Raw genomic sequence first — 16,339 nt, 5'->3', positions numbered from 1 at the left:
GCGCGCGGCGTGTTTTTTCCCCATCCTTCCCGCATCCTTCACGCGCCCTTGACGCCGTCGCCGGCGGCGATTCCCTGCAGGATCGGGCAGTCCGGGCGCCCGTCGCCATGGCAGCAGGCGGCCAGCGTGGCGATCGTGTCGCGCATTTCCGTCAGCTCGCGGATGCGTTCGTCCAGCTCGGCCACATGGTCCAGCGCGATGCGCTTCACGTCGGCGCTGGCGCGGCTGTCGTCCCGCCACAGCGACAGCAGTCCGGCGATGCGCTCCAGCGAGAAACCCAGCTTGCGCGCGCGGCGGATGAAGCGCAGCGTATGGATGTCGCGCGCGCCGTAGACGCGGTAGCCGGCGTCGGTGCGCTGCGCGGCCGGCACCAGGCCGATGCTTTCGTAGTAGCGGATCATTTTGGCTGTCACGCCCGAGGCGGCGGCGGCCTGGCCGATGTTCATGCCGCCTCCCGGCGCGGACGCCAGCGCCTCAGCAGCAGCGCATTGCCGATCACGCTGACCGACGACAGCGCCATCGCGGCGCCCGCCACCATCGGGTTGAGCAGGCCGAGCGCCGCCAGCGGAATGCCGGCCAGGTTGTAGACGAAGGCCCAGAACAGGTTCTGGCGGATCTTGGCGAAGGTGCGTCGCGAAATGTCGAGCGCATCGGCCACCAGCGCCGGGTCGCCGCGCATCAGCGTGATGCCGGCCGCGTGCATCGCCACGTCGGTACCGGTGGCCATGGCGATGCCCACGTCGGCCGCCGCCAGCGCCGGCGCGTCGTTGATGCCGTCGCCCACCATCGCCACCCGCGCGCCCCGCGCCTTCAGGCCGGCGATGTGCGCGGTCTTGTCGGCCGGCAGCAGGTTGGCGGCCACGCCGCCGATGCCGGTCGCCTCCGCCACCGCCCGGGCACTGCCGGCGTTATCGCCCGTCAGCATCGTGGTCGCGATGCCTTGCGCATGCAGCCGCGCCACCGCCGCGCGCGCCGTCGGCTTGGGCGGATCGTTGAAGGCGAGCAGGCCCAGCAACTGGCATGCGCCGGCATCGGCCAGCCACGACACGGTGTGGCCGGACTGTTCGAGCCGCGCCGCCTCGCCCTGCAGCGGCGCCAGGTCGATCCGGCGCTCGGTCATCAGCCGCGTGCTGCCCAGCACCAGGTCGCGGCCATCGACCGCCGCCGCCAGGCCGCGGCCCGGCAGCGCCGTCACGGCCTGGGCCGCCGGCACGTCCACTTTCCTGTCGTGCGCCGCATCCAGCACGGCGCGCGCCAGCGAGTGCTCGCTGCCGCGCTGCACGGCCGCGGCCAGCGCCAGCAGCCCGTCCGCGGCGATGCCGTGCGGGCGCAGAACCGCCAGCACCGGACGGCCCTGGGTCAGCGTGCCGGTCTTGTCGAACACCACGGCGGTGATGCCGCGCGCCGTTTCCAGCGCCGCCGCATCCTTGATCAGGATGCCGTGGCGCGCCGCCACGCCGGTGCCGGCCATGATGGCTGCCGGCGTGGCCAGGCCCAGCGCGCACGGGCAGGCGATGACGAGCACCGCCACCGCGTTGATCGTGGCCGTTTCCAGGTTGCCCGAGGCGAACCACCAGCCGGCCAGCGTCAGCCCGGCGATCGCCAGCACGACGGGCACGAACACGGCGCTCACGCGATCCACCAGGTGCTGCACCGGCGCCTTGGCCGCCTGCGCATCCTCGACCAGGCGGATGATGCGCTCGAGCGTGGTCTCGGCGCCGGTGGCCGTGGTGCGCACCAGCAGCAGGCCGGCGCCATTGATCGCGCCGCCCGTCACGCGGTCGCCCGCGCCGCGCGCCACCGGCAGGCTCTCGCCGGTGATCAGCGCCTCGTCGACATCGCTGGCGCCTTCGGCGATTTCGCCATCCACGGCGATGCGCTCGCCGGGGCGGACCACGACGACATCGCCCGGGCGTACGCTGGCGATCGGCACATCCGCATCGATGCCGTTGCGCCGCACGCGCGCCGAGTCCGGGCGCAGCGTGCGCAGCGCGCGGATCGCCGCGGTGGTCTGGCGCCTGCCGCGCGCTTCCAGCCACTTGCCCAGCAGCACCAGCGTGATGACGGCCGACGATGCCTCGAAATACAGGTGCGCGGCATGCCCCGCCAGCAACAGGTACACCGACAGGCCATACGCGGCGCTGGTGCCGAGCGCCACCAGCAGGTCCATGTTGCCGGCCCCTGCCCTCGCCGCGTGCCAGCCGGCGCGGTAAAAGCGCGCCCCGAACAGGAACTGCACCGGCGTGGCCAGCAGCCATTGCAGCCACGGCGCGGCCATCCAGTGCACGCCGAGGGGCGCGAGCAGCATCGGCGCGGCCAGCGGCAGCGACAGCAATGCCGACAACACGACCGGCAACCCGTGATTGGCGCCGCGCAGCCAGTCGTGCACGGTGCCTCCGGCATCGTCCGGGGGCTCCGCCCCGGGCGCTGCCGCCGTGTCGACCGGCGCGGCTTCGAAGCCGGCGTTCTCGACGGCGGTGCGCAGCGCGTCGAACGCCAGCGGCGCCGCGGTTTCGACCCGCGCCGTCTCGGTCGCCAGGTTGACGCTGGCGCTGCGCACGCCGGGCACGGCGGCCAGGGCCTTCTCGACACGGCCGGCGCACGCCGCGCAACTCATGCCGCCGATGCGGACGTCGTGGGAAAGATGGGTATTCATCGTGATGCTCCTGCTGCCATGATGTCGCCAGCATGGAGTATCCCATGATGGGAAGGTCAACGTATTTCGCGCCCGCGCCAACGACCCGCCAGCGTGGATAACTTTGCCTGCAGGAAAACTACAAGCGGTGGCAAAACTGGCCAAATACGGGCAAAAAACCGCTATCATCCGTGAGGACTTGCCGCCACTGCCGGGCAAAAGAGGATAACGACGGGGTGTACGCATGAAATTCAAATTCTGGGGGGTGCGCGGCTCGATCCCCTCGCCGGGACCGCGCACCGTGCGGTATGGCGGCAACACCACCTGCATCGAGATCCGCAGCGACGACGACACGCTGATCGTGCTCGACGGCGGTACCGGCCTGTTCTGCCTTGCCCAGTCGCTGGCGGCCTCGCCCCGGCGCCCCATCGTGGCCAATATCTTCATCACGCACAGCCACTGGGACCACATCCACGGCCTGCCGTTCTTCACTCCGCTGTTCATCGAGGGCAGCACCGTGCGCCTGCATGGCGCGATCGACCCGGCCACGGGCAACGGCATCGGGCACGTGATGGGCGTGCAGCTGCAGAACAGCTACTTCCCCGTGGGCGAGGCGCAGATGGCCGCGACGATCGAGTACCGCACGCTGGCCGTGGGCGAGGCGCTGCCGGTGGGCGACGCCGTGGTGCGCAACGTGGTGATGAGCCACCCGGTGACGGACCTGGGCTACCGGGTCGACTGCAACGGCAAGTCGCTGTTCTTCACGGGCGACCACGAGCCGCTGTACAACCTGTACGCGCCGGACCAGCCGGAACACGCGGCGTTCGCGCGCCACGTGGCGGGACGCACGGCCGCGATCGACGACCTGGCGCGCGGCGTGGACGCGCTGATCGTCGACTGTTCGTACACGCGGGAAGAATATCCGTCGAAGCGGGGCTGGGGCCACGGCACGTTCGACGGCGCGCTGGCGATGGCGGCGCGCACCGGCGCGAAACGCCTCTATTGCACGCACCACGAACCCACCCGCGGCGACGACGAGCTGGAAGCCGTGTTCGCCGAAGTGATGGCGCGCCATGCGCCGCTGCCTGGCGGCCTGCGGGTGTTTCTCGCCTACGAAGGCCTGGAAGTCGACCTGGGATGAACACGATCGCCGATGGCGGCGCGCGGATGGCGCGCCCGCAGCAGCCCGCGCAGGCGTCTGCCGCGACACTCACCGGAACGCCCATGGAGACAGTGGCGGCCAGGCTGCGCGATGCCGGCGGCCTGGACGGGATCATGCTCGACCCCGACGGCGCGCTGGCCGCCCTGTTCGCCTGCGAGCGCTTCACGCTGTATGCCGTGGATGCCGACCGCGACTACCTCGTTTCCCGGGTAAGGACCGGCTCCGGCGCATGCCGCGACGTGAAGGTGGCGATCACGCCGCACAGCATCGCCGGCCACGTGGCGCTGGCGCGCCGGACGGCCAGCATCGCCGACGCCTACGACGACGGCGAGCTGGCGCGGATCGCGCCCGGGCTGCGCTTCCCGCGCGGCGTGGACCAGCGCACCGGCTACCGCACGCGGCAGGTGCTGGCCGTGCCGGTGTTCGAGCCGGACAACCGAGCGGTACTCGGCGTGATCCAGCTGGTCAATACGCGCGACGGGCGGGCATTTCCCGCCGCGGCCGCCGATGCGGCCGCGCAGCTGGCCGCGCACCTGGCCGTGCCGATGGCGGCGTTGCTGCCGGCACGGCCGGGCCGCGCGAGCGCGCCCGCGCCCGCGCCGGCGGCGCAGGGTGTCGGCAAGCCGGCCGGCCGGCCCGCGGCCACGCATGCCGTGGTGGCCGTGCCGGCTGCCGGCGACGCACCGCGCCTGTTCGCGCGCATCGTCGCCGATGCGCGGCGGCTGGGCGCTTCGGCCATCCATATCGAACCGGCGTCCGGTGCCGGCAGCGCGGTGCGCCTGCGCCGCGACGGCACGCTGGTGCCGTATGCCAGCCTGCCTGTTGCCCATGCCTGCGCGCTGCTGGCGCACATCGCGGTCCTTGGCGGCCTCGAAGTTGGCGCCAGGGGCATGGCGCGGCATGGCACGATCCGCTGCGGCGAGCATGGCTTGCCGGACATGCGGCTGGCCGTGACCGCGCTCGCATCGGCCGCCGGCGAAGAGGCGGTGCTGCGCATCGCGCCGGCCGCCGGACCGGTGCCGCTCGCGCGACTGGGCATCGCGCCGGACGATCTCGCCCGGCTGCGCGGCGGCATCGCCCGGGCCCGCGGCCTGTTCCTCGTGGCCGGCCCGGCGGACGCCGGCAAGACCACCACGCTGCATGCGCTGCTGGAATCGGTGAACAGCCCGGAGCGCAAGATCTGGACCGCCGAGGAGACGGTGACGATCGTGCAGCCGGGCCTGCGCCAGGTGCCGGTCGGCCACGCGGCGCGGCCCGATTTCGCCGGCGCGCTGCGCGCGTTCCGCCATGCCGACCCGGATGTGATCATGGTCGGCGCATTGCGCGACCGGGAAACGGCGGGCCTGGCGATGGAGGCGGCACTCGAGGGCCGCCTGGTGCTGGCGGCCTTGCCCGGGCGGGGCGCGCCGGAGGCGGCGCTGCGGCTGCTCGCGCTGGAGCTGGACCCGTTCGGCGCCGCCGATGCGCTGCTCGGCGTGCTGGCGCAGCGGCTGGTCAAGCGGCTGTGCACGGCGTGCCGCCAGGCGTATCACCCCGGTGCGGCGGAGCTGGACCTGCTGCTGACGGAGTATTGCGAGGAGCTGCAGCCTGCGCCTTCCACCGATCATATCGCCGTCGACACGGGCGCGGTGCGCGGTCGCGTTCTGGCCGGCTGGCGCGAGCGCCACGCCGGCGCCGATGGCCGCTTCACGCTGTACCGCGCGGCGGGCTGCGCCGAATGCCACGGCGGCTATCGCGGCCGTGCCGGCCTGTTCGAGCTGATGATGGCCGGCGAGCGCAGCGCGCGGCTGTTGGCCGGATGTGCGGGCGCGGCACAATTGAAGTCGGCGGCGCTGGAGGACGGCATGCGCACGCTGAAGATGGACGGCATCGGCAAGGTGCTGGCCGGGATCACGGATATCAGGATGGTGCGCGCGGCCTGCGCGCGGTAAGGGCACACATGGAAAAACTCAGGGGAACAGTGACGGAACTACGGCGCGGAAAAACCGTCTCGCACAACCCGAAGACCGGCACCAGCGTCGTGCACGCGGCGGTGTTCCGGCTCGACGGGCAACTGGTCAAGATCGTCTCGTCCGCGCCGCTCGTCATCGCCGAGGGCCAGGAGCTGCTCGTGGTCGGCCGCCGCCGCGCCAAGCTGTTTACCGCCTACGCGCACCGCAACCTCACGACCGGCGCCGAGGGGCACGAAAGCTGGGCCACGCGGCTGCTGGTGACGATCCTGGTCGTGGCGGCCGCGCTGTGGCTGGGCGGATGGATGGGCGGCGCCTACGCGGTGGTGTTCGGCGCCACGTTCGTCGCGCTGGGTGCGGCGATGGCGTGGCGTTCGCTGGAAGTGATGCAGGCGATCGTCATGCTCAAGCGCTGAAGTATTTGGAAGCGCGGCGGGAAAAAGATTTACGGGAGATTCACGGAAAAACCGGTTGGGGAGAATGACCATGCTGTCCCACGTGTTCATCGGCGTGACCGATTTCGAGCGCGCCTTCGCGTTTTATTCGGCCGTCATGGCGGTGCTCGGCCAGCCGCTGCGATTTCGCGACGACAGCCGGCCATGGGCCGGCTGGATGCCGCACGACGCGCCGCGCCCGCTGCTGCTGATCGGCGCTCCGTTCGACGGCATGCCGGCCACCACCGGCAATGGCGCGATGACGGCGCTGCTGGCGCCGGACCGCGCCACCGTCGACCGCGCGCATGCCGCCGCGCTGGTCCATGGCGGCCGCTGCGAAGGCCCGCCCGGCCCGCGGCCGGAATACCATGCGCATTACTACGGCGGGTACTTCCGCGATCCGGATGGCAACAAGCTGTGCGTGTGCTGTCACGCCTGAGGCGGTGCGGGCGGATACGGATACCGCGCGCCGGTACAGGTGCGAGCGGGCGCGCTACAATCGCCGCATGAACATCCTCGATTTCAACGCGCTGCTGGTGCTGGCCGCGCAATCCGACACGATCGACATTCCCTGCGAATGCGTGATCCATCGCGCCGACGGCTGGATCAGCCGCCCGGCCACGCTGGATCCCGCGCTGCTGGTACCGGTGGGCACGCTGCGGGAAGACCCGTTCGTGGAGCCGACGTTCGCCGAATATCACCCCGGCGGCACGCGCTACGACAGCCCGGACGCGCCGATCGCGCCGCGCTGGTATCCGTACAACCGGTGCGACGCGGCGCATTGCCGCAACTGCGGCCGCGCATGGCTGTGCTATACGGAGGCCGGCGGCTACTTCGTCGATCCACGCATCCGCGCGCTGCGCGCGGCACCGCTGGTGGACGCGCCGCTGGAGGCTTGACCGGACCCGGGATCGATCCGGTCCCAGGTAGCGATCCGGCAGCGATTCACTCCGCCACAGGGGCGGCATCCGGCATCGCCGCCTGGCGCTGCGCGAACCGCTGCGCCAGCACGGCGCACACCATCAGCTGGATCTGGTGGAACAGCATCACCGGCAGGATGATCATGCCCAGCGACGACGTGGCGAACAGCACCTTCGCCATCGGCACGCCGGAGGCCAGGCTCTTCTTCGAGCCGCAGAACACGATCGTCACTTCGTCCTCGCGCGAGAAACCCAGCTTGCGGCTCGCGTACAACGTGAGCGCCAGCACGATCGCCAGCAGCACGCAGCAGACGACGCCCAGCGTGACGAGCATGCCCGGCGACACCTTGTGCCACAGGCCCTCGCTGACCGCCGCCGAGAAGGCGGTGTAGACGACCAGCAGGATCGAGCCCTGGTCGACATACTTCAGCATCGGCTTGTTGCGGTCGACCCAGGCGCCGATCACGGGCCGCAGCAACTGGCCGGCGATGAACGGCACCAGCAACTGCAGCACGATGGCCAGCACCGCATCGCCGGTGGAGCGCGCGGCATGGCCCTGCACGACGAACGTGGAAACCAGCAGCGGCGTGATGAAGATGCCGAGAAAGTTCGATGCCGAGGCGCTGCAGACGGCCGCCGGCACATTGCCGCGCCCCAGCGCGGTCAGCGCGATCGACGACTGCACGGTCGATGGCAGCATGCACAGGAACAGCAGGCCCATGTACAGCTCGGGCGTGAGCACCAGCAGCGCGACGGGCTTGAACAGAAGGCCCAGGACCGGGAACAGCACGAACGTGGAGCACAGCACGAGCAGGTGCAGGCGCCAGTGCGTCATGCCGGCGATGACGGCCTGTCGGGACAGCTTGGCGCCGTGCAGGAAGAACAGCAGGCCGATCACGACGGTGGTGATGTCGCCGAGGACCATGGCCACCTGCCCGGTACACGGCAACACGGTGGCGACGGCAACGGTGGCCAGCAGGACCAGCGTGAAATTGTCGGGCTTGAACTTGGCGAGGGAGGAAAGAACGGAAGGCATCCGGCATTCTAGCGCAATCGAAAAAAGGGAGCCGCGGCTCCCTTTTTTTCGTGAGGACCGGCAGGTCCGCCGCGTTACATGATCTTGGTGCCGATCCACCAGAAGATCGCGGCGACGAACGCCGATGCGGGGATGGTGAAGACCCAGGCCCACACGATGTTGCCGGCCACGCCCCAGCGCACCGCAGACAGGCGCTGCGCCGAGCCGACGCCGACGATGGCGCCGGTGATCGTGTGCGTGGTCGATACGGGCACGCCCCAGATCGATGCCATGATCAGCGTGATCGCGCCGCCGGTTTCGGCGCAGAAGCCGCCGACCGGTTTCAGCTTGGTGATCTTCTGCCCCATCGTCCGGACGATGCGCCAGCCGCCGAACAGCGTGCCGAAGCTGATCATGCCGTAGCAGGAAACGATGACCCAGGTGGGCGGCGCGGTCGCATCGGCGGCCACGTGGCCGGAGGCGATCAGCAGCATCCAGATGATGCCCATGGTTTTCTGCGCATCGTTGCCGCCGTGGCCCAGGCTGTAGGCGGCGGAAGCCAGCTGCAGGCGGCGGAACCACGTGTCGATGCGGCGCGGTGTGGATTTGACGAACACCCACGACACGATCAGCATGATCAGCGTGCCGAGCAAGAAGCCCAGCAGCGGCGCCACGACGATGAACACCACAGTCTTGATCAGGCCGCCGGCGATCAGCGCGCCGGTACCCGACTTGGCGACCGCCGCGCCGACCAGGCCGCCGATCAGCGCATGCGACGACGACGACGGAATGCCGTAGTACCACGTGATCAGGTTCCACACGATGGCGCCGACCAGGGCGCCGAAGATCACGTAATGGTCGACCACATGCGGGTCGATGGTACCCTTGCCGATCGTGGTCGCCACGTGCAGGCCGACGACGAAGATCGCGATGAAGTTGAAGAACGCCGCCATCGCCACGGCGGTCTGCGGTTTCAGGACGCCTGTCGACACCACGGTCGCGATGGCATTCGCCGCGTCGTGGAAGCCGTTCATGAAGTCGAAGATCAGGGCCAGGGCGATCAGCAGCCCCAGCGCGTAAATGCTGATTTCTAAAGTCTGCATGTTTTTGTTTTGATCGTGCGACGCTTACGCGTTCTCGACGATGATGCCTTCGATGATGTTGGCCACGTCTTCGCAGCGGTCGGTGACGGTTTCCAGGATCTCGTAGATGGCCTTCATCTTGATCAGGTTGCGCACGTCCGGCTCGTCGCGGAACAGCTTGGACATCGCGGCGCGCATCACGTGGTCGGCGTCCGATTCCAGGCGATCGATCTCTTCGCAGATGCCGACGATGTCGCGGGCATTGTCCATGTTCGACAGCAGCGCCACGGCTTCCTTGACCTTCTCGCAGCAGGCCAGCACCAGTTCGGCCAGGCGCTTGGCTTCCGGCGTCACGGCGTGCAGGTCGTACAGCGACACGGTCTGGGCCGCGTCTTCCATCATGTCCAGGATGTCGTCCATCTTGGTGATCAGCTTGTGGATGTCATCGCGGTCGATCGGCGTGATGAACGTCTTGTGCAGCAGATCCACCGTGGTGTAGGTGATCTTGTCGGCCTGTTTTTCGATGCTTTCGATCGCATGCACGCGGTTTTCCAGGTCGTCGAAATTGGTCATCAGACCCAGCATTTCTTTCGCGCCCTTGACGCACAGTTCAGCATGCTGGTTGAACAGGTCAAAGAATTTGCCCTCGGTGGGCATCAGGCGTCCAAACATTTTATTCTCCGTTGGTTGATTCGTGGGTGCTGCCGGGGCCGTTGCTCAAGACGGCCCCTCATTGCATCAGTCGCCCTGGTAGATCGACAGATTACCGGTGTAGTTACCGAATTTGGTGTACATGCCCATCCAGGTGAGGCGGATGGCGCCGATGGGACCGTTACGCTGCTTGCCGATGATGATCTCGGCGGTGCCCTTGTCCGGCGAATCGGGGTTGTAGACCTCGTCGCGGTACAGGAAGATGATCACGTCCGCATCCTGCTCGATAGCGCCGGATTCGCGCAGGTCGGACATCACGGGGCGCTTGTTGGGCCGCTGTTCCAGCGAGCGGTTCAGCTGCGACAGCGCGATCACGGGGCAGTGCAGTTCCTTCGCCAGGCCCTTCAGCGAACGGGAAATCTCGGAAATCTCGGCGGCGCGGTTGTCGCCGGGCTGCGAACCCGTCATCAGCTGCAGGTAGTCGACGATGATCAGGCCGAGCTTGCCGCACTGGCGCGCCAGGCGGCGCGCGCGGGCGCGCATCTCGATCGGGTTCAGCGCCGGCGTTTCGTCGATGTACAGCTGCGCTTCGTTCATTTTCTGGATGGCGTGCGTCAGCCGTGGCCAGTCTTCGTCGTTCAGCTTGCCGGTACGCAGGCGGTGCTGGTCGAGCTGGCCAACGGAGCCCAGCATACGCATCGCCAGCTGCGCGCCGCCCATCTCCATCGAGAACACGGCGACGGGAAGACCGGCTTCGATCGCGACGTTTTCGCCGATATTGACGGAAAATGCCGTCTTGCCCATCGACGGGCGGCCGGCCACGATGACCAGGTCGCCCGCCTGCAGGCCGGACGTCATCTTGTCGAGGTCGGCGAAACCGGTCGGCACGCCGGTGATCTCGCTGCCGCTGTCGCGGCTGTACAGTTCATCGATGCGCTCGACGACCTGCGTCAGCAGCGGCTGCACCGCGGTCCAGCCCTGCGAGCCGCGCGCACCCTGCTCGGCGATCGCAAAGATCTTGGACTCGGCTTCGTCGAGCATCTGCTTGACTTCCTTGCCCTGCGGGCTGAACGCGGTACCGGAGATTTCATCGGCCACGGTGATCAGCTTGCGCAGCACGCCGCGGTCGCGCACGATCTCGGCGTAACGGCGGATGTTGGCGGCCGACGGCGTGTTCTGCGCCATCGCGTTCAGGTATTGCAGGCCGCCGACTTCATCGGCCTTGCCGAGCATCGTCAGCGCTTCGAACACGGTGATGACGTCCGCCGGCTTGCCGGCGTTGATCAGCCGGACCATCTGTTCGAAGATGATGCGGTGGTCGTAGCGGTAGAAATCCTCCGCGTGCATGAAGTCGGCGATACGGTCCCACGCGGCGTTATCGCGCAGCAGGCCGCCGATGACCGATTGCTCGGCTTCGATCGAGTGCGGCGGGATGCGGAGGGAATCGACTTGCGGGTCGGATGGGGCATTCATGGCGCGCATTATACCTGCATACGCAGGTCAGAGTTCATAATGGTTGGCAAGTTTGGTGGCAGGAGCGCCACGCCGCTTGCGGGGGATTCGCAGGCTTGCAACCGCCCCGCGACTGTCAGTTATAACAGCCAAACCGCGGGCTTGTCGCCGCGCTGTCGCGGCACTGTTGCAACCCCGGCGCGCCGGATTGCCACCACCGGCGCGGCGCCCTGCAACGCATGTCGGCCTGGTAACGGTGGACTGCGATCCCGCGATATGCGGTTCGGCCGCGCCATAAAAAAAGCCGGGCGAACCCGGCTTCTTCATTGGTGCGACAGTCTGTCGAGGAACAGGTTCCCGGCAGGCTTAGGCAGCTTCGCCAACGACGGCGACGGTCACATCGACCACGACGTCGGTGTGCAGTGCCACCGATACCGCGTGCTCGCCGGTGGTCTTCAGCGGACCGTTCGGCAGGCGCACGGCAGCTTTTTCCACGGCGAAGCCGGCTTTGGTCAGGGCTTCGGCGATGTCGTAGTTGGTGACGGAGCCGAACAGGCGGCCATCGACACCAGCTTTTTGCGACACGTTGACGGTCATGCCGTTCAGCTTTTCGCCCTGGCCCTGTGCGGCTGCCAGCTTTTCAGCGGCGGCTTTTTCCAGTTCGGCGCGCTTGGCTTCGAACTCGGCCACGGCAGCCGTGGTAGCGCGGCGTGCCAGCTTTTGCGGGATCAGGAAGTTACGTGCGTAGCCGTCCTTGACCTTCACCACGTCGCCCAGGTTGCCGACGTTGATAACTTTTTCAAGCAGAATGATTTGCATAATATTCTCCAGTTCTATCTGTACTGCCGCCGATTAAGCGTGGTGCAGGTCGGTGTAAGGCAGCAGGGCCAGGTAGCGAGCGCGCTTGATCGCGGTATCCACTTGACGCTGGTAGTGCGCCTTGGTGCCGGTCAGGCGTGCCGGCATGATCTTGCCGTTTTCCTGGACGAAATCTTTCAGGGTGTCGACGTCTTTGTAATCGACTTGTTCAACGCCGGCGGCGGTGAAGCGGCAGAACTTCTTGCGCTTGAACAGCGGGTTCTGCTGTTTGCGCTTTTCTTTCAGCTTGGCTTTGTTTTTGTCGAACTTTTTACCGAATGCCATTTTAGGCTCCTGTATCTAAATGTTGTGTCGCTGGAGCGGCACGAAAATCAATGATGTGAAATACCAGGCTCTTGCTGTTGCGGCTTCTCTTCGCGAGGAACCCCGTGAACTCGTACACGGCTCCCAGTGGCGCCTGGCTGAACCGGCCGGAAATCTCGCCCGCGGCAACCGCGGAGATTTCGAACTCGGTCAGTCGGGCAATGCCCGCCTCCATCTGCTGCGAACTGTGCTGCAATACTGCATTCACAATCGGCATGCCGGCCGGGGTGAAACGAATCACTTCCCGTTCGGTGATGAGGCCGACAAACTGGAGCTGGTTCAGCGGAATTCCGAAACGAATTTAGGCGGCAGCGGCGGCGGCAGGCGCAGCAGCTTCGGCGCGGTGGCTCTTGGCAGCGTCTTCGCGCTGGACCGACTTCATCATTGGCGAAGGAGCGGTTTCCGCTTTCTTCATCTTGACGGTCAGGTGGCGCAGCACGGCATCATTGAATTTGAACGCGGTTTCCAGTTCCACCAGAGTGTCGTTGTCGCACTCGATGTTCAGGCAGATGTAGTGTGCCTTGGCCAGTTTCTGGATCGAGTAAGCCATTTGACGGCGGCCCCAATCTTCGACGCGGTGGACATTACCGCCGCGCGAGGTCACGCTGGCTTTGTAACGTTCGATCATCGCGGGCACTTGCTCGCTTTGGTCCGGATGGACGATAAATACGATTTCGTAGTGACGCATGCAAACTCCCTTAAGGACTGTGTTGATAGCCCACCCCGGCGTCAAGACGGGTGTGGGAAGAGGTAAGCCCGCTAGCATAGCAGGGATTTTGGACAATTGCTAGTTACCGCCTGGCCATCCCGGCTGGCCGTCGCAGCTGCCCCCCGCCGGCAATGTTGCTTCAAAACCAGGCTAAACGCCGCCTTTAAAGAAATATTTCGGCGAAAGCACGGTTTACCCTTGCATTCGCGCGAGTACTGTACAAAAATACAGACTGTCTATATCCACAGCTATCGCATCATGATCAAGCTCACTGCAAGGCAGGAACAAATTCTCAATCTGATCAGGGATGCCATCACCACCACCGGCTTCCCGCCGACCCGTGCGGAAATCGCCGCCGAGTTGGGCTTCAAATCGGCCAATGCGGCCGAGGAACACCTGAAGGCGCTGGCGCGCAAAGGCGCGATCGAGATCACCGCCGGCACGTCGCGCGGCATCCGCCTGCTGGGGGAGCGCGCGGCGCCGGCCGCGCCCGCCATGTCCGCGCCCATGTCCGCGCCTATGTCCGATTCCCTGCCGCACGTGCCGGCGGCATTGCTGATGCAACTGCCGCTGATCGGCCGCGTGGCCGCCGGTTCGCCGATGCTGGCACAGGAAAACCTGGAAAAGAGCTACAGCGTCGATCCCGCGCTGTTCTCCGCGAAGCCCGATTTCCTGCTGAAGGTGCGCGGCGAGTCGATGCGCGATGTCGGCATCATGGACGGCGACCTGCTGGCCGTGAAGAAGGTGGACAGCGCGAAGAACGGCCAGATCGTGGTCGCCCGCATCGGCAACGAGGTGACGGTGAAGCGCTATCGCCGCACCGGTTCAACGATCGAGCTGCTGCCCGAAAACCCGGATTTCAAGATCATCACGGTGAACCCGGACGATGAGTTCGCGCTCGAAGGCCTGGCGGTCGGCCTGCTGCGCACCTGGCACTGAGTACCTGCCAGGTACCCGGCGCCGGGAAGCTGGCACCGGGAATCAGGTCTGAGAATCCGGTACTGAGCACCAGGCACTGCCTGCCGGGTGCTCAGCGGCCCCTGCTCTCCTCTTGCGCGCCTGCCTGCCCCGTGGGCCGCACCGCCACCTTGCCGTTGGCCAGGTCCACGTACACGGCACGCTGTCCGAAAAAGTCCGCGCCCACGATGCCATCCGGCTGGAAGAATTCCGGCAGCGGCATCAGGTAGGGCTTGACCGCACCTCCTCCCGGCAGCGCCAGCGACACTGTCCGGCAAGGCTTTCCTGGCCCGAACAGGTCGCATGGCGCCGTGTCGTCCTTCTGTGCCTGCACCGATTGCGGCTTGACCAGCGAGATGCTGGCGGCCGAATCGAACACCAGCCGGTAGCTCGCCCGGCCGTTCGACAATGTCGTGACGATACCCTCGTGGACCTTCTCATGGGGCAGCGCCTGCCAGCCCGGTCCCGCGTCGAGCGGCGCGCCGAAGCGCAGCGTGCGCGCCGACTGGTCGTAGACGAACGGCTGCTGCGCGAACAGGCCCAGGCCGATTACCGAATGCGGCGGCGGGCCCGCCTCCTTGCCGATGTTCAGGCCCCACGCCTCATACGATACGCCGGTCACCTCGCCGAACGCCACGCCGTTGATGACGAGGTCGGGAATCACGAACTCTTCTTCCTCGCGCACCTTGCCGGCCAGGTCGGCGCTGCGCTGCTTGCGCCCGGTAAGCCGCAGGCCGGGGATCTTCGCCATCACGTCGCGCGTCAGGTGCACGGTGCGGCTCGATCCGATGTCGAACGTGAACGGGAACGTGGCGCCGTCGATCGTCAGCTGCGCGACCGGGATGCCCTTTTCCAGGGCCAGCGGCACCGATACCCCGGCATGCGCAGCGGTGCACAGCGATGCGGCGGCCAGCAAGACCGCCGCACCGCGGCAGCGGTGCATCATGCGTCCAGCGCCTGCCGGAAATCGTCGACCAGATCGAGGGTATCCTCGATGCCCACCGACACGCGGATCAGCGATTCGGCGATACCCATCGATGCGCGGCGCTCGGCACCCATCTCGTAGAAGATCGTGTGCGCGACGGGAATCACCAGCGTGCGCGTATCGCCCAGGTTCGATGCCGGCACGGCGACCTTCAGGCGGTTGAGGTAGTCGAAGCAGTCGATGCCGTCGCGCAGCTCGAAGCTGAACAGCGAGCCGTAGGCTTTGAACAGGTCCGTTGCGATGGCATGCTGCGGGTGCGACGGCAGGCCCGGATAGTGCACGGCGGCCACGCGCGGATCGGCCGCCAGCATCTCGGCCAGCGCGCGGGCGTTGGCGCAGGTGCGCTCCATGCGCAGCGCCAGCGTCTCGGCGCCCACGGCAATGTGGTGCGCCGCCTCCGGGCCGAGCGAGGCGCCGAAGTCGCGCAGCCCCTTGGCGCGGATCTGCGTGATGCCCCACATCGCGGGCGCGGCCTTCTTGTAATTCTCGAAGATGTTCGGGAAGCGGCCCCAGTCGTAGGCGCCGGTATCGGTCAGGCTGCCACCCAGCGCGTTGCCGTGGCCGGCGATCGATTTCGTCAGCGAATTGATGACGATGCCCGCGCCCACCGCTTTCGGGAGGAACAGGTAAGGCGTGGTCATCGTGTTGTCGACGATGTACAGGATGCCCTTTTCGGCGCAGAGCTCGCCGATGCGCCGCAGGTCGGCGATCTGCGTGCGCGGATTGGCGATGGTCTCGACGAACACGATGCGCGTGTTGTCGCGGATGGCGGCGGCCACGTTGGCGACATCGGTCGCATCGACGAAATCGACGCCCACGCCCTGCCCGGCCACCGTCTGCCACAGCGAATTCGTGTTCCCGAACAGGAACGACGACGACACCACGTGGTCCCCGGCGCGCAACAGCGACTGGAACACGGCGCCGATCGCCGCCATGCCGGTGGCGAAGCACAGGGTGGCCACTCCGCCTTCCATCTTGTTCACTTTTTCTTCCAGCGCCGACACCGTGGGGTTGCCCTGGCGGCCGTAACGGAAGCCCGGCTCGCGGCCCTGGAATACCGAGGCCAGCTGGCGCGCATCGGTATAGCCGAACGCAACGGACGTATGGACGGGCTTGTGCAGCGATCCCTGCTCGATGGTCTTCTGGCGGTCGCCATGCAGGATCGTGGTGGTGAAACCGTAGTTTTTCTTGTCGTTCATTTGGTCA

The 16,339-nt window shown here is 67.1% G+C and carries 18 protein-coding genes; 6 read left to right on the top strand and 12 right to left on the bottom strand.

Annotated elements, in window-relative coordinates; all coding sequences use genetic code 11:
- Window positions 1-38: 38 nt before the first annotated feature.
- Both cueR and GJV26_RS20880 read right to left on the bottom strand, forming a co-directional pair.
- Entirely contained in the window at window positions 39-446 is a 408-nt protein-coding gene (cueR, locus tag GJV26_RS20885) for a Cu(I)-responsive transcriptional regulator (RefSeq protein WP_155710657.1), read from the bottom strand.
- Entirely contained in the window at window positions 443-2,656 is a 2,214-nt protein-coding gene (locus tag GJV26_RS20880; RefSeq protein ID WP_229419375.1) for a heavy metal translocating P-type ATPase, read from the bottom strand. Before GJV26_RS20880 ends, cueR begins: the two co-directional genes overlap by 4 nt.
- Before the next feature lie 223 nt (window positions 2,657-2,879).
- Between GJV26_RS20880 and GJV26_RS20875 the strand changes: the two genes are divergently transcribed.
- The 5 genes from GJV26_RS20875 to GJV26_RS20855 all read left to right on the top strand — a co-directional run bounded on the left by GJV26_RS20875 (window position 2,880) and on the right by GJV26_RS20855 (window position 7,079).
- The gene (locus tag GJV26_RS20875; protein ID WP_155710656.1) at window positions 2,880-3,776 is read left to right on the top strand and encodes an MBL fold metallo-hydrolase; all 897 of its coding nucleotides are present in this window, start codon (window positions 2,880-2,882) and stop codon (window positions 3,774-3,776) included.
- On the top strand, window positions 3,773-5,728 hold the full coding sequence (locus tag GJV26_RS20870) for a GspE/PulE family protein (protein WP_155710655.1): 1,956 nt from the start codon (window positions 3,773-3,775) through the stop codon (window positions 5,726-5,728). Before GJV26_RS20875 ends, GJV26_RS20870 begins: the two co-directional genes overlap by 4 nt.
- A gap of 8 nt (window positions 5,729-5,736) precedes the next feature.
- A complete protein-coding gene (locus GJV26_RS20865; RefSeq protein ID WP_155710654.1) occupies window positions 5,737-6,162 on the top strand; it encodes a hypothetical protein in 426 nt (141 codons plus the stop codon).
- A gap of 70 nt (window positions 6,163-6,232) precedes the next feature.
- Window positions 6,233-6,619, top strand: a complete 387-nt coding sequence (locus GJV26_RS20860) for a VOC family protein (RefSeq protein WP_155710653.1) — start codon at window positions 6,233-6,235, stop codon at window positions 6,617-6,619.
- Between the two features lie 67 nt (window positions 6,620-6,686).
- Window positions 6,687-7,079 (top strand): hypothetical protein, encoded by a 393-nt coding sequence (locus tag GJV26_RS20855; RefSeq protein ID WP_155710652.1) that lies wholly within the window; start codon window positions 6,687-6,689, stop codon window positions 7,077-7,079.
- 46 nt (window positions 7,080-7,125) lie between these two features.
- Here the strand turns inward: GJV26_RS20855 and GJV26_RS20850 are convergent, their stop codons facing one another.
- The 8 genes from GJV26_RS20850 to rpsF form a co-directional block, all read right to left on the bottom strand.
- Window positions 7,126-8,136 (bottom strand): bile acid:sodium symporter family protein, encoded by a 1,011-nt coding sequence (locus tag GJV26_RS20850; RefSeq protein WP_155710651.1) that lies wholly within the window; start codon window positions 8,134-8,136, stop codon window positions 7,126-7,128.
- Between the two features lie 74 nt (window positions 8,137-8,210).
- Window positions 8,211-9,218: an inorganic phosphate transporter gene (locus tag GJV26_RS20845; protein ID WP_155710650.1), complete on the bottom strand. Its 1,008-nt coding sequence runs from the start codon at window positions 9,216-9,218 to the stop codon at window positions 8,211-8,213.
- Between the two features lie 24 nt (window positions 9,219-9,242).
- The gene (locus GJV26_RS20840; protein ID WP_130188128.1) at window positions 9,243-9,869 is read right to left on the bottom strand and encodes a DUF47 domain-containing protein; all 627 of its coding nucleotides are present in this window, start codon (window positions 9,867-9,869) and stop codon (window positions 9,243-9,245) included.
- A gap of 66 nt (window positions 9,870-9,935) precedes the next feature.
- Window positions 9,936-11,321: a replicative DNA helicase gene (locus GJV26_RS20835; protein WP_155710649.1), complete on the bottom strand. Its 1,386-nt coding sequence runs from the start codon at window positions 11,319-11,321 to the stop codon at window positions 9,936-9,938.
- Window positions 11,322-11,666: 345 nt separating this feature from the next.
- Window positions 11,667-12,119 (bottom strand): 50S ribosomal protein L9, encoded by a 453-nt coding sequence (rplI, locus tag GJV26_RS20830; RefSeq protein ID WP_155710648.1) that lies wholly within the window; start codon window positions 12,117-12,119, stop codon window positions 11,667-11,669.
- A 33-nt stretch (window positions 12,120-12,152) separates the two neighbouring features.
- On the bottom strand, window positions 12,153-12,443 hold the full coding sequence (gene rpsR, locus GJV26_RS20825; protein ID WP_145651883.1) for a 30S ribosomal protein S18: 291 nt from the start codon (window positions 12,441-12,443) through the stop codon (window positions 12,153-12,155).
- A gap of 1 nt (window position 12,444) precedes the next feature.
- Window positions 12,445-12,765, bottom strand: coding sequence for a primosomal replication protein N (priB, locus tag GJV26_RS20820; RefSeq protein WP_155710647.1), 321 nt, complete (start codon window positions 12,763-12,765; stop codon window positions 12,445-12,447).
- Window positions 12,766-12,783: 18 nt separating this feature from the next.
- Window positions 12,784-13,170: a 30S ribosomal protein S6 gene (gene rpsF / locus GJV26_RS20815; protein WP_155710646.1), complete on the bottom strand. Its 387-nt coding sequence runs from the start codon at window positions 13,168-13,170 to the stop codon at window positions 12,784-12,786.
- 279 nt (window positions 13,171-13,449) lie between these two features.
- Here rpsF and lexA point away from each other — a divergent pair, with 279 nt between their 5' ends.
- Window positions 13,450-14,130 (top strand): transcriptional repressor LexA, encoded by a 681-nt coding sequence (lexA, locus tag GJV26_RS20810; RefSeq protein WP_155710645.1) that lies wholly within the window; start codon window positions 13,450-13,452, stop codon window positions 14,128-14,130.
- A 91-nt stretch (window positions 14,131-14,221) separates the two neighbouring features.
- Here the strand turns inward: lexA and GJV26_RS20805 are convergent, their stop codons facing one another.
- Both GJV26_RS20805 and GJV26_RS20800 read right to left on the bottom strand, forming a co-directional pair.
- Complete coding sequence (locus GJV26_RS20805) at window positions 14,222-15,094, bottom strand: pepsin/retropepsin-like aspartic protease family protein (protein WP_155710644.1); 873 nt, start codon at window positions 15,092-15,094, stop codon at window positions 14,222-14,224.
- Entirely contained in the window at window positions 15,091-16,332 is a 1,242-nt protein-coding gene (locus GJV26_RS20800) for a cystathionine gamma-synthase family protein (RefSeq protein WP_155710643.1), read from the bottom strand. Before GJV26_RS20800 ends, GJV26_RS20805 begins: the two co-directional genes overlap by 4 nt.
- Window positions 16,333-16,339 lie beyond the last annotated feature (7 nt).

Source organism: Pseudoduganella dura (assembly GCF_009727155.1).
GTDB lineage: Bacteria > Pseudomonadota > Gammaproteobacteria > Burkholderiales > Burkholderiaceae_D > Rugamonas > Rugamonas dura.
Note: the sequence above shows the minus strand (reverse complement) of the source record. Positions and strands in the feature narration are given on the sequence as shown.